The sequence below is a fragment of the Methylibium sp. genome (assembly GCF_965279545.1).
Lineage (GTDB): Bacteria > Pseudomonadota > Gammaproteobacteria > Burkholderiales > Burkholderiaceae_C > Methylibium.
This window is the reverse complement of the sequence record NZ_OZ257250.1, coordinates 2,280,058-2,292,648: the sequence shown is the minus strand read 5'-3', so window position 1 is coordinate 2,292,648 and position 12,591 is coordinate 2,280,058. Positions and strand designations below refer to the sequence as shown.

General features: G+C 71.9%; 13 protein-coding genes. 6 read left to right on the top strand and 7 right to left on the bottom strand.

What is annotated here, in order from left to right; translation table 11 throughout:
- Window positions 1-39 precede the first annotated feature (39 nt).
- Entirely contained in the window at window positions 40-693 is a 654-nt protein-coding gene (locus tag ACQY9S_RS10645) for a hypothetical protein (protein WP_428419680.1), read from the top strand.
- 42 nt (window positions 694-735) lie between these two features.
- Here ACQY9S_RS10645 and ACQY9S_RS10640 read toward each other — a convergent pair whose 3' ends face one another.
- The 5 genes from ACQY9S_RS10640 to ACQY9S_RS10620 form a co-directional block, all read right to left on the bottom strand.
- Entirely contained in the window at window positions 736-2,085 is a 1,350-nt protein-coding gene (locus tag ACQY9S_RS10640) for an ATP-binding protein (RefSeq protein ID WP_428419679.1), read from the bottom strand.
- Window positions 2,082-2,753: a response regulator gene (locus tag ACQY9S_RS10635; RefSeq protein WP_428419678.1), complete on the bottom strand. Its 672-nt coding sequence runs from the start codon at window positions 2,751-2,753 to the stop codon at window positions 2,082-2,084. Before ACQY9S_RS10635 ends, ACQY9S_RS10640 begins: the two co-directional genes overlap by 4 nt.
- 33 nt (window positions 2,754-2,786) lie before the next feature.
- Window positions 2,787-3,899, bottom strand: coding sequence for a PQQ-dependent sugar dehydrogenase (locus ACQY9S_RS10630; protein WP_428419677.1), 1,113 nt, complete (start codon window positions 3,897-3,899; stop codon window positions 2,787-2,789).
- 103 nt (window positions 3,900-4,002) lie between these two features.
- Complete coding sequence (gene recJ, locus ACQY9S_RS10625; protein ID WP_428419676.1) at window positions 4,003-5,751, bottom strand: single-stranded-DNA-specific exonuclease RecJ; 1,749 nt, start codon at window positions 5,749-5,751, stop codon at window positions 4,003-4,005.
- Window positions 5,752-5,759: 8 nt separating this feature from the next.
- Window positions 5,760-6,689, bottom strand: a complete 930-nt coding sequence (locus ACQY9S_RS10620) for a hypothetical protein (RefSeq protein ID WP_428419675.1) — start codon at window positions 6,687-6,689, stop codon at window positions 5,760-5,762.
- 129 nt (window positions 6,690-6,818) lie between these two features.
- Between ACQY9S_RS10620 and soxC the strand changes: the two genes are divergently transcribed.
- From soxC to lolD, 4 genes are read left to right on the top strand one after another with little or no spacing between them, the layout of a single operon-like run.
- Complete coding sequence (gene soxC / locus ACQY9S_RS10615; RefSeq protein WP_428419674.1) at window positions 6,819-8,147, top strand: sulfite dehydrogenase; 1,329 nt, start codon at window positions 6,819-6,821, stop codon at window positions 8,145-8,147.
- On the top strand, window positions 8,140-8,691 hold the full coding sequence (locus ACQY9S_RS10610) for a c-type cytochrome (protein WP_428419673.1): 552 nt from the start codon (window positions 8,140-8,142) through the stop codon (window positions 8,689-8,691). The genes soxC and ACQY9S_RS10610 overlap by 8 nt, the downstream gene beginning before the upstream one ends.
- A gap of 41 nt (window positions 8,692-8,732) precedes the next feature.
- On the top strand, window positions 8,733-9,989 hold the full coding sequence (locus ACQY9S_RS10605) for a lipoprotein-releasing ABC transporter permease subunit (protein ID WP_428419672.1): 1,257 nt from the start codon (window positions 8,733-8,735) through the stop codon (window positions 9,987-9,989).
- Window positions 9,982-10,680 carry a lipoprotein-releasing ABC transporter ATP-binding protein LolD gene (lolD, locus tag ACQY9S_RS10600; protein WP_428419671.1) on the top strand — a complete coding sequence of 233 codons (699 nt, stop codon included), beginning with the start codon at window positions 9,982-9,984 and terminating at the stop codon, window positions 10,678-10,680. Before ACQY9S_RS10605 ends, lolD begins: the two co-directional genes overlap by 8 nt.
- A gap of 66 nt (window positions 10,681-10,746) precedes the next feature.
- Here lolD and ACQY9S_RS10595 read toward each other — a convergent pair whose 3' ends face one another.
- Entirely contained in the window at window positions 10,747-11,727 is a 981-nt protein-coding gene (locus ACQY9S_RS10595) for a GlxA family transcriptional regulator (protein WP_428419670.1), read from the bottom strand.
- 98 nt (window positions 11,728-11,825) lie between these two features.
- Here ACQY9S_RS10595 and ACQY9S_RS10590 point away from each other — a divergent pair, with 98 nt between their 5' ends.
- Window positions 11,826-12,128, top strand: a complete 303-nt coding sequence (locus tag ACQY9S_RS10590; protein ID WP_428419669.1) for a putative quinol monooxygenase — start codon at window positions 11,826-11,828, stop codon at window positions 12,126-12,128.
- A 129-nt stretch (window positions 12,129-12,257) separates the two neighbouring features.
- Here ACQY9S_RS10590 and ACQY9S_RS10585 read toward each other — a convergent pair whose 3' ends face one another.
- Complete coding sequence (locus ACQY9S_RS10585) at window positions 12,258-12,575, bottom strand: hypothetical protein (RefSeq protein ID WP_428419668.1); 318 nt, start codon at window positions 12,573-12,575, stop codon at window positions 12,258-12,260.
- Window positions 12,576-12,591 lie beyond the last annotated feature (16 nt).

The following is a 12,591-nucleotide window of genomic DNA, read 5'->3' as shown; positions in this document are numbered from 1 at the left end:
TCGCGGCTCCCATCCCATCGCATTGCAAGGAGAACAACAATGTCTGCACGCCCCCTGTTCATGCTGGCCGCGCTCGCCGTGACGGCCGGTGCCACGCTGGCCCATGCCGGCCCGGTCGAGGACGCCGTCGTCGAAGTCCAGCATGAGTGGGAGGTGACGCGCTACCAGACGCCGGCGAAGGAGCGCGAGAAGCGCTACGAAGCGCTCGTCGCCAAGGCCCACCAGTTCAGCGAGGCCAACCCCGGCCGCGGCGAGCCGCTCGTGTGGGAGGGCATCGTCGTGAGCTCGCTGGCGGGCGAGAAAGGCGGCCTCGGGGCGCTCGGCCTCGTCAAGCAGGCCAAGGCCCTGTACGAGCAGGCCCTCAAGATCAGCCCGGAAGCGCTCGACGGTTCGGCCTACAACAGCCTCGGCGTCCTCTACTACAAGGTGCCGGGATGGCCGATCGGCTTCGGCGACAAGAAGAAGGCCGACGAGCTGCTGCAGGCCGCGCTGAAGCTCAACCCCAGGGGCATCGACCCCAATTTCTTCTACGGCGAATTCCTGCTCGAGCAGAAGAAGCCGGCCGAGGCGATCCCCTACCTCGAGCATGCGCTGCAGGCGCCGCCCCGGCCCGGCCGGCAGATCGCCGATGCCGGGCGCCGCGAAGAGGCGAAAGAACTGCTCGACAAGGCGCGTGCCCAGTTGTCGAAGTGAATCCCGAGCCGGGCCACGGTGCGCCGGCCGCACCCTGCGCGGCTAGGTGGTCGAGCGGCTCAGCCGCACGATGAAGCCACTGTGGTCGCTGCGGTTGGCCCAGTCGACGCGCAGCCCGTGCAGGTAAGCGATGCGCCGCACGATGGACAGGCCCAGCCCGCTGCCCGATTCGGCCTGGCCCGCGGGCCGGTAGAAGCGGTCGCCGAGCCGCGCCAATTGCTCGGGGGACACGCCGGGGCCGTCGTCCAGAATTTCCAGCGCGTCGTGGCTGAAGCGCAGCGTCAGTTGCCCACCGTCGGGGCTGTAGCGCAGGCCGTTGTCGAGCAGGTTGCGCAGCAATGCGGCGAGCAGCGGCGGTGCGCCGTGCAAGGGCAGGGGCAGCGCACCGCCCTCGGGCCATTCGCAGGCCAGCTCCACGTGCCGGCGCTCGGCCAGAGGCAGCACATCGGTGAACACTTCGCCGACGAGCGCGGCCCAGTCGACCGCGACTTGCGGGCTGACGCTGTCGAGGTGGTCGATGCGCGACAACTGGAGCATCTGCGTGACCAGCCGGCTCAGCCGCGCCAGCCCCTGGCCGAGCTTGTCCGCAGTTTCGGCCGCAGTCGCCGTGCCCGGGCTCAGGCGTGAGGCGTCCCACTGCGCCTGCAGTGCCGCGAGCGGCGTGCGCAGCTCGTGTGCGGCATCGGCCGTGAAGCGGCGTTCGCGTTGCAGCAGCTTTTCGGTGCGCTCGAACAGGGCGTTCATCGCGTCGACGAGCGGGCGCAGGTCGGCGGGCAAGTCGGTGCCGCGCAGCGGCTTGAGATCATCGGCGGCGCGCCCTTGCAATTCCGCGCTGAGCGCGGCGACCGGTTGCAAAACGCGCCTGAGTCCGGCGGCCATCACCAGCAGCAGCACCGGCAGCGTCAGCAACCAGGGCAGCAGCGGCCCGGCGGTCAAGGTCCACACCAGCTCGCGGCGCTCCTTGTGTCGCTGGCCCGAAGCCACCAGCCAGCGGCCCGAAGGCGAGGGCAGGTAGTAGGCGCGCCACGGCCGCTTGCCGAGCGTGATCTCCACGAACCCTTCCTGTGCCGGCAGGTAGGGCATCAACAACCCTTCACGGTCGACGAGCACCTGTCGGCCGTTGCGATCCCAGACCGCCAGCAACAGATCGTTCGGCTCGGCGTCGCCCTCCTTGCCGGCCAACGGCCGCGGCATCGACGCGGTGTCGATCGGCGCGTCCAGGTTGGTGCTCGGCAGTGTGGCCTGCAGCTGGCGTGCGAGTCGCACCAGTTCGGTGTCGAACATCTCGTTGATCTCGTGGTGCGCGCTCAGGAAACTGACCGCCATGGCGCCAGCCCACACCGCCGGCGTGGCCAGCAGCAGCAGCAGCATGAGGCGCCGACGCAAGGTCAAGTCAGGTCCCCCACGGCGCCGAGCGCATAGCCCACGCCGCGCACCGTGCGCACCAGCTTCGGGTCGATCTTGCGGCGCAGGTGGTGCACGTGGACTTCGACCGCGTTGCTGTCGATGTCCTGCTCGAAAGCGTAGAGCTTCTCCTGGATCAGCGGCTTCGGCAGCACGCGCTGGGGGTTGGACAGCAGCAGTTCGAGCAGCGAGCATTCGCGCGCCGTCAACACCACCGGCTTGCCGCGCCACAACGCGGTCTTGGCGGCCGGCTGGTAGCTCAGCGCGCCGTGCTGCCACACTGATTCGGGGCGGCCTTGGCTGCGCCGCACCACCGCGCGCAGCCGCGCCGCCAGTTCGGTCGTCTCGATCGGCTTGATGAGGTAGTCGTCGGCGCCGCTGTCGAGCCCGGTGATGCGCTGCTCGACGCCGTCGCGCGCGGTCAGGATCAACACCGGCACGCGCTGCGAGCGGCTGCGCCAGCGCGCCAGCCAGACGAGGCCGTCGCGGCCGGGCAGGCCGAGGTCGAGCACGATGGCGTCGTAGGGCGTGGTGGCGAGCGCCGCGTCGCCCTGAGCGCCGTCGGTGAACCAGTCGACCGCGAAGCCGAGCGCGCGCAGCCCCACGGCCAGGCCATCGCCGAGCAGGCGGTCGTCTTCGACGATCAGGATGCGCATACCGCGTTCATACCATGCCCGCGGCCGGCCGCCTCAGGGCTCGATGCGCCACACGCGGCCGTCTTCATCGTCGTCGCTGAGCAGGTAGACCAGTCCGTCCGGGCCCTGGCGCACGTCGCGCACGCGCAGGCCCAGCTCGTGCCGGTGCTCGCGCACGACGCGCGTGCCGTCGAGCTCGAGCCGCACCAGCAGCCTGGCCTTCAGCGCACCGACCAGCAGCTGTCCTCGCCAGGCCGGGTAGCGCTCGCCGGTCACGAAGGCCATGCCGCTGGGAGCGATCGACGGCACCCAGGTGGTCAGCGCCGGCACGACGTCGGCACGGGCCGTGCCCTCGCCGATCGGCAGGCCGCTGCCGTACTCGCGCCCCTGGGTGATGACCGGCCAGCCGTGGTTCGCGCCACGGGTCGCGATGTTGAGCTCGTCGCCGCCCTGCGGGCCGTGCTCGTGCACCCACAGCGCACCGCTCGCCGGGTGCAGTGCGGCGCCCTGCAGGTTGCGGTGGCCGTAGCTCCAGATCTCGGGCAAGGCACCGGCCTGCTTGACGAAGGGGTTGTCGGCCGGCACGCTGCCGTCGTCGGCGATGCGCACGACCTTGCCGTGGTGGTTGTCGAGCGTCTGGGCGTCGGCGCGCCGGCTGTAGCGGTCGCCGAGCGTGACGAACAGCGTGCCGTCGCGCGCGAACACCAGGCGCGAGCCGAAGTGGGCGTCCGACTCGACCTTCGGTGCCTGGCGAAACACCACCTGCACGTCCCTCAGTGCCAGTGCCGCGAGGTCGAGCCGCCCGCGTGCCACGGCGGTGCTGTTGCCGCGCTGTCCCTGCGGCGCCGGCTCCGAATAGCTCCAGTAGACGAGCCCGTTGCGCTCGAACCCGGGGTGCAGCGCGATGTCGAGCAGGCCGCCCTGGCCACGTGCCACCACCGGCGGCAGGCCCCGGATCGGTGCCGAGAGCCGCCCGTCGCGCTCGACCACGCGCAGGCGCCCCGGCCGCTCGGTGACGAGCAGGCGCCCGTGTTGCTCGAAACCGGGCAGGAAGGCCAGGCTCCATGGGTTCTGCAGCCCTGCGGCGACCGGGGTCAGCCGCAATGCCTGCGCCGCCGCGAACGGACCGAGCAGGGCGAGAGCGAGCGTGACGAGCAGGGTGCGCATGGGTGTCGTACGGGCAAAGACCCGGGGACCACACCATAACCAAGCCGGCGCGCCGACCGCGCCGCGGGGCTGTTGCCTGGCCTGCACGGGCCCGTCGATGCGCTCAGCTTGCCGCTTCCACGATCATCTGCACGCGCTGCCGTCCGTTGTATTCGTCGACGCGCAGCTGGTAGGCCAGCACCACGTGCTCGCCCACCGGTTCGCTGTGGCCGAACCAGATCGCGTCGCGCACCGCGCCGCCATGGCGCACCGCCAGCTTCAGGTGCTTTTCGCCGACCAGCCGCTGCGAAATCACCTCGACCCGGTCGCAGAAGACCGGTGGTTCGAAGGCCTGGCCCCAGACCTGCGCTTCGAGCGAACGCACCGTGTCGGCGTTGAAGTATTCGGCGCCCAGCGAGCCGTCGGTGCGCAGCGTGCGCTGCAGCGCTGCGGCGTCGAGCCACTCGCTGGCCACCTGCGCGAGCGCAAGTCCGAAGCGGCCGAAGTCGGCCTCCGCCAGCGTCGCGCCCGCCGCCATCGCGTGGCCACCGAAGCGCTTGAGCACGCCGGGGTGGCGCTTGCTCACGAGGTCGAGCGCGTCGCGCAGATGAAAGCCGGGGATCGAGCGGCCCGAGCCTTTCAGCAATCCGTCCTGCCCGCGCGCGAACACGAAGCTCGGGCGGTGGGTGCGGTCCTTGAGCCGCGAGGCGACGATGCCGACCACGCCCTCGTGGAAATCCGGGTCGTAGATCGCCAGCGCCGCGGGCGGATCGCCGGCCGCGTCGTCGCGCTGCAGCAGTGCTTCGAGCATCGCCTCGGCCTGCTCGCGCATGCCGCTTTCGACCTCGCGGCGCTCGCGGTTGATCGCGTCGAGCTGCTGGGCGAGCTCCGTCGCGCGGCCGGGGTCGTCGGTCAGCAGGCACTCGATGCCCAGCGTCATGTTCTCCATGCGTCCGGCCGCATTGAGCCGCGGCCCGAGCGCGAAGCCGAAGTCGAAGCCGCTGGCGCGCACCGGGTCGCGGCCGGCGGCATCGAACAGGGCCCGCACGCCTGGCTGCATGCGGCCGGCACGGATGCGCTTGAGCCCTTGCGCGACGAGGCGGCGGTTGTTGGCATCGAGCTTCACCACGTCGGCCACGGTGCCGAGCGCGACGAGGTCCAGCAACGCATCGAGCTTCGGCTGGCTTGCCGCGTCGAAGCGGCCGCGCGCGCGCAGCTCGCCGCGCAGCGCCAGCAGCACGTAGAACATCACGCCGACGCCGGCCAGGGCCTTGCTCTCGAAGCCGCAGCCGGGCTGGTTGGGGTTGACGATCACGTCGGCGGCCGGCAGCTCGACCCGGTCGCCCTCGGGCGTGGATGCCAGTGCCGGCAGGTGGTGGTCGGTCACCAGCACCTGCAGGCCACGCGCCTTGGCGTGGGCCACGCCGTCGATGCTCGCGATGCCGTTGTCCACCGTCACCAGCACGTCGGGCGGCTGCGCGCCGAACACGCCGAAGGCCAGGTCGACGATCGCCGGCGTGAGCCCGTAGCCGTGCAGCTTGCGATCGGGCACCACGTAGCCCAGCGTGTCGGGTGCCGCGCCGAGCAGGCGCAGGCCGCGCAGTGCCACGGCGCAGGCGGTCGCGCCGTCGCAGTCGTAGTCGGCAACGACGACGATGCGCCTGCCTGCACCGATGGCGTCCGCCAGCAACCGCGCCGCCTCGGTGGCGCCTCGCAGCGCGGTGGGCGCGATCAGCCGGGCCAGCGAGTCGTCGAGCTGCTCGGCGCCGGTGATGCCACGTGCGGCGAACAGCCGCGCGAGCAGCGGATGCACGCCGGCCTGCTCGAGCGACCAGGCGGTGCGGGGCGGTACGTCGCGGACGATGATCTGCATGAGGGGCTTCAAAGCGCGCCCAACAGCGCCGCCGCGTGCGGGCGCTGAAGACGGCTGCGCAGCGCTGCCACGACGCCGCGCGGCTGCAGCACGAAGTCCTGTGCATGGCGCTCCCCGCACAGGCTGAGTCGCAGCGGCTCGCCACGGCGCGCGCGTGCCAGCGCCGCGCGCAGCGGCCCGTCGTCGATCGAGCGCCAGGCCTCGGCCCAGGCGGCCCAGTCCTCGCGCAGTGCCGGGGCGCGCAGCGCATCGAGTCGCTGCGGCGTCTCGCCCCGTGCCGGTTGGTGCACGCCGCAGCCGCTGAGCCAGAAGCTGTTCAGCGGCTCCTTGTCCGCTGCCTCGCGCGCATCGTTCAGCGCGTGCGTGTACAGCAGCATCTGCACCTCGCTCTGCAGCCGCTTCACGAAGCGCGCGCCCGGGTGCTCGGGCATCCACAGGTCCGGGTTGCGGCCGATCACGCGGTCGAGCGAGGCGGTCGGCAACGCGGTCAGCGACGCGTGCGCGACGTACCAGCGCGTCGGCGCGCCCCAGGCGCACAGCCAGCCCTCGCTCTCGAACAGCGGGCGCACCGCGTCGAAGCCGGCACGTGATTCGCGGGCGTCGATTCCCAGCGCTTCGGGGTCACCCATCGTCAGATGCTCGCGGCCGACCTGCCAATGCACGGGGCTCAGCAGGCCCCAGGCCAGCTCGCCGGTGTCCAGCCCGTCGGCCGCGGCCGCGCGCGCGGCCCAGGGCAGGGCGCCGTCGGCCCCTTGCCAGCCCAGTGCCCGCGCGAGCACCCGCTCGTGCGGTGGCGAGAGTCGGTACTCGTCGCCCTCGTCGCGATCGCCCGGCGTGAGCCGGGCGAGCAGGGCTGCGAGCACGGGCAGCGCGAGATCGCGCAGCGTGTGCTGGCCGGCTTCCGACAAGCTCGAGGCGAACGGGATCACGAGGTGCATGCAGGGATTATCCGGGGCGCATGCCGGGCGCCACGCAGCCTCGGCTCGGCGGTCGTGCGGTGACGCGCATCGCGCCGAACGGCGGGAGGATAGAGTGCGATGCGCACTCTTTTCCTTTCGGCCCCTCGAATGCCAAACCCCCCGAGCGTCGATCCGCATCCGACGGGCGACGACCTGCAGCCGGTTGCCGGCGGCGGGCTGCTGCACCGCCGCGTGTTCATGCGCCGGGGCGTGGTGCTGGTTTCGGCCTTGGCGGCCGAGCCGGCGCCGGCGCCGGCCGCGGCCGCAGGGCCGTCGGCAGACCTCGCGGCGGATGAGGCCGCCATGCCGCCGTCGGCGCAGGAGCCGGGCGGCGCATTTTCCGAGTACGGCCTGCCGTCGGTCCACGAGCAGCGGGTGATCCGCCGGATCGGCATCAACTACCGCCAGGTGTCCGGCAACGGCGCGGCCTGGACACCGATCGACCGGCTCGAAGGCAGCCTCACGCCGAACGGGCTGCACTTCGTGCGCAACCACAGCGGCGTGCCGGAGATCGATCCCGCACACCACCGGCTGCTCGTTCACGGCCGGGTGCGGCAGCCGTTGACCTTCGGCATCGACACGCTGCTGCGCTACCCGATGCGTTCGCAGCAGCTCTTCCTGGAGTGCGCCGGCAACAGCAGCGCCGGCTGGTTCGAGGAGCCGGTCGAGCGCCCGGTGAACCTGGTGCACGGTCTGGTGTCGTGCAGCGAGTGGACCGGCGTGCCGCTCGCGGTGCTGCTGGACGAGGCGGGTATCGAGCCCGGCGCGAACTGGGTCGTGGCCACCGGTGCCGATGCCGGCGCGATGCACATCAGCCTGCCGCTGGACAAGGCACTGGACGATTGCCTGGTGGCGCTGTACCAGAACGGCGAGCGCCTGCGTCCCGACAACGGCTACCCGGTGCGGCTGATCGTGCCGGGCTGGAAGGCGGTGCTCAGCGTCAAGTGGCTGCGCAGCCTGCAGCTCGGCGACCAGCCGGCGATGGCGCGCAACGAGACCGCGCGCTACACGGAGTTGCTGCCGTCCGGCCAGGCGCGTCAGTTCGCGTTCGTGATGGAAGCCAAGTCGGTCATCACCTCGCCGTCCCATGGGCAGAGTCTGCAGGGGCCGAACCTGTACGAGATCCGCGGTCTGGCCTGGAGCGGACGGGGGCGCATCCGCCGGGTCGAGGTGTCGGCCGACGGCGGCGCGACCTGGGCGGTGGCGGCTCTGCAGGAGCCGGTGCTGCCGCGCTGCCTGACGCGCTTTCGCGCCGCGTGGCGCTGGGATGGGCGGCCTTGCGTTCTGCAAAGCCGCGCCACCGACGAGACCGGCCACGTGCAGCCGACGCGCGGTGCGCTGGTGGCCGCGCGCGGGCGCCAGGGCTTCTACCACTACAACGCCATCGTCTCGTGGGAGGTCGATGCCCATGGCTACGTGAGCCACGTCTATGCCTAGGCGGGTCCGCTGCGCGGTGGCGCTGCTGTCCATCGTGGCGGCGCCGGTGCTCGCGCAGACCCCCGCGCCGGCATCGCCGCGGCTTGGCCGGCCGATCACGGCCGCCGCGGCGGTGCAGGCCGATCCTGCCGTGTTCCCCGACGGCCGGGGGCTGCCGGCCGGTCGCGGGACCGCGATCGATGGCCGCCGGGTCTACGACCGCCGGTGCGCCAGCTGCCACGGCGCGGATGGCAGCGGCGGCAACAGCGTGCGGCTGGTCGGCCGGGCCCCGCTGACGGCCAGCCCCTGGCCGGACAAGACCGTTGGCCAGTACTGGCCGTTCGCGACGACCGTCTTCGACTATGTGCGTCGCGCGATGCCGTTCGAGCGCCCCGGCTCCCTGACCGACGACGAGGTGTACGCGGTCACCGCCTACCTGTTGTTCGCCAACGGCATCGTTGCGGAGCGCGACGAGATGAGCGCCAGCACCTTGCCCGCCGTGAGGATGCCCAACCGCGAGGGTTTCATCCGGCTCGACCGCACCTCCGCCGCGATCGGTCCCTGATCGTCCCCCGCCGGAACGCCTCGGGTAGCATCCCGCTGCTCATGCACTGGCCCTACGAACTCACCATCGGCTGGCGCTACACCCGCGCCGGCCGCAGCGGGCGGCGCAACGGCTTCATCTCCTTCATCTCCGGCGTGTCGATGCTCGGCATCGCGCTCGGGGTGGCGGCGCTGATCATCGTGCTGTCGGTGATGAACGGCTTCCAGAAGGAGGTGCGCGACCGCATGCTCAGCGTCATCGCGCATGTCGAGATATTCGAGGCCCACGGCAACGCGCTGCCCGACTGGCGCGCCACGGCGGCGGCGGCCCGCAGCCACCCCGAAGTGCTGGGGGCAGCACCCTTCATCGCGACGCAGGCGCTGATCGCGCGCGGCGAGGACATGCGCGGCGCCGTCGTGCGCGGCATCGATCCGGCCGAGGAGGCGAACGTCACGCCGCTCGCGGCGCGGTCGCTGGACGGCGCTTTTGCCGGGCTCAAGCCCGGTGCCTGGGGCATCGTGCTCGGCGGCGAGCTGGCGCGCACGCTGGGGGTGAAGGTCGGCGACCCGGTCACGCTGGTCACGCCGAACGGCCAGGTCACGCCGGCCGGCGTGGTGCCGCGGCTTAAGCAGATGACGGTGGTGGGCACCTTCAACGCCGGCCACTACGAGTACGACAGCGGCCTGGCGCTGATGCACATCGACGACGCGGCGCGGCTGTTCCGCGTCGACGGACCGACCGGCGTGCAGCTGCGCCTGCGCGACCAGCAGCAGGCGCGACGCGTCGGCTTCGAGCTGGCCGAGCAGCTCGGCCCGGCGGTCAGCGTGCGCGACTGGACGCGCACCAACCGCAACTGGTTCGACGCGGTGCAGCTCGAGAAACGCATGATGTTCATCATCCTCACGCTGATCGTCGCGGTGGCCGCCTTCAACCTGGTCAGCACGCTGGTGATGACGGTGACCGACAAGCAGGCCGACATCGCGATCCTGCGCACGCTGGGCGCGAGCCCGCGCTCGATCATGGGCATCTTCATGGTCCAGGGCGCGGCCTCGGGGGTCATCGGCACGGCGGCCGGGCTGGCGCTGGGCCTGCTGGTGTCGCTCAACATCGACGTCATCGTGCCGGCGCTGGAGCACCTGTTCAATGCCAGCTTCCTGCCCGGCAGCATCTACCTGATCAGCCGCATGCCGAGCGATCCGCAGTCGGCCGACATCGTGCCGATCGGGCTGATGTCGCTGCTGCTGGCCTTCGTCGCCACGATCTATCCGAGCTGGCGCGCCAGCCGCGTGCAGCCGGCCCAGGCCCTGCGCTATGAGTGAGCCGCTGTCGGCGCCGGGCGCCGCCGTGCTGCAGGCCCGTGGGCTGCACAAGCGCTACACCGAGGGCGGGCTCGACGTGACGGTGCTGCGCGGCGTGGACCTGCAGGTGACGCGCGGCGAGACGCTGGCGGTGGTGGGCGCGTCGGGCTCGGGCAAGAGCACGCTGCTGCACCTGCTCGGTGGGCTCGACACGCCGAGCGCCGGCAGCGTGCAGCTGATGGGCCGCGACTTTGCCGCGATGAACGCCGCCGCCCAGGGCGCCTGGCGCAACCGGCACCTCGGCTTCATCTACCAGTTCCACCACCTGCTGCCCGAGTTCAGCGCGCTCGACAACGTGGCGATGCCGCTGCTGATCCGGCGCCTGCCGCGCGAGGCGGCCCACGAGCAGGCGCACGCGATGCTGGCGTCGGTGGGCCTGACCGCGCGCATGGCGCACCGGCCGTCCGAGCTGTCGGGCGGCGAGCGCCAGCGGGTCGCGGTCGCGCGGGCGCTGGTCACGCGACCGGCCTGCGTGCTGGCCGACGAGCCGACCGGCAATCTCGACCGCGGCACCGCCGACGGCGTGTTCGCGCTGATGCTCGAACTCGCGCGCGCCCAGGGCACGGCTTACGTGATGGTGACGCACGACGACGCGCTGGCGGCGCGCTGCGGCCGGCGCGTGCGGCTGGACCGCGGGACGCTGCAGCCTTAGAGCCCGTTCACACTGGCTTGCCTGGTGTGAACAGACCCTAGCGGGGCGGCGGGCCGCAGCGCAGGCTCAGCCCGCAGCGCCGATGGCGTTGGCACGCAATTCACGCACCCCGCGCCCGAGCTTGCGGCGCAGCAGGCTGCGCAGCGTCACGCCGTCGGCATAGCCGACCTGTGCGGCGATCTGCTCGACGCTGTAGCGGCTGGTTTGCAGCAGGTGCACGGCGCGTTCGACGCGCAGCTCCTGGAAATAGGACAGCGGTGTCTTGCCCAGCACCGCGTGGAGCCGGCGCGCGAGCGTGCGCTCGCTGGCGCCGGTGGCGCGGGCCGCGTCGGCAAGCGAGAAGCCGCGGGCCATGCGCTGCCGCGCCCAATGCTCGAAGCGCTCGACCAGCGGGTCGGCATGTGCCAGGTGGTCGGGAATCACGAACGCGGCCTGCGAGGGCCGCGGGTCGACCACCAGGTAGCGCGCGGTCAACGCGGCCAGCGCCGGGCTGGCACGCCGCACCAGCCACAGCGCGAGGTCCAGGTGGGCCAACGCGGCACCGGCGGTCACGCAGTGCGCCGAGCTCACCAGCATGCGCGACTCGTCGAGCGCGACGCGCGGGTAGAGCTCCCTGAACAGCGGTGCGAGCCACCAGGTCGTGGTGGCCGCCTTGCCCTCGAGCAGCGCACTGCCCGCGAGCACGAAGGTGCCGGTGCAGGCGGCGCAGGCGAGCGTGCCTCGCCCCGCCCACTCGCGCAGCAGTGCGCCGGCCTCGAGGATGTCGGGCCGCGCGAGGCGGTCGCGCAAGGGCCCTGGCTGCTTGGCGCCGAGCGCCGGGATGACGACCGCGTCGGGCGGTGCGCCGCGCCTGACCGGCGTCACCGGCACCGCCAGGCCCTGGCCGGTGCGCACGCTGCGGCGCAGGCCCATGACCGTGACCTCGAACGGTGTTGCCCTGGGCTCGCCGCCGGCCGCGGCCAGCTCGTTGGCGGTGGACAAGGTGTCGAGCACGGTGGCCAGGCCGGTGTCGAACAGGCCATCGAAGGCAAGCACGTGAATGCGCATGGCAGGAATAGTATCGCCAATGTCAGTCTTGCCACTGGCTCCGTGCAGGTTCCCGGTTCAGACTGGCGGCTCCATTTCAATCCTTCAGGAGCAAGGCCATGGTCAAGTTCGCACTGCTCGTCCGCCTCGAAGCCAAGCCTGGCAAGGAGGCCGAGGTCGAAGCCTTTCTGAAAGGTGGCCTGCCGCTGGCCCAGGAGGAAGCGTTCACGCCGGTGTGGTTCGCGCTGAAGCTGGGGCCCTCGACTTACGGCATCTTCGACGCCTTTGTCGACGAGGCTGGCCGCCAGGCACACCTCGGTGGCCGGATCGCCGCCGCCCTGATGGCCCAGGCCTCCGACCTGTTGGCCATGGCGCCGCAGATCGAGCAGGTCGACGTACTCGCCGCCAAGCTGCCCGGCTGAGCGGGCGCGCAGCCCCGCCGGGAGGGCGGGGGCGCCCGCACTTTCCAGAGCCTGGCGGGTCATGGTGGTGCTCGGCTCGAAGGCGCTGCTGCGTGTGCAGTATTGCGGCTTGTCCGCCCAGCGCCCGGATCAGCTCGATTGAACCCGGATGCGGATCGGGTTACCCTTCCAGCCCTGCTGCTGCAGCGCGGCCTCGAAACGGGGCAGCAACTGCCGCAACTTGGCCGCCACGGCCGCGTTGCCTGCAAGCAGCGCCCAGCCTTGCTCGTCCACCGGCCCCGGCCGTACGTGCGTGGCCAGCGCGGCGGGGAGCAGCGGGCGGATCACATCGAAACGCGCGTTCGATTCGCGCAAGAGGGACTGCAGCCGCACGAGCGGCTCCGACCGCGAGAGGGCCTCGCCGATCGGCAGCGCGATCGGCAGGCTGGAGTTGGGATGCAGGGCCATGGGCTGGAGGAGACCG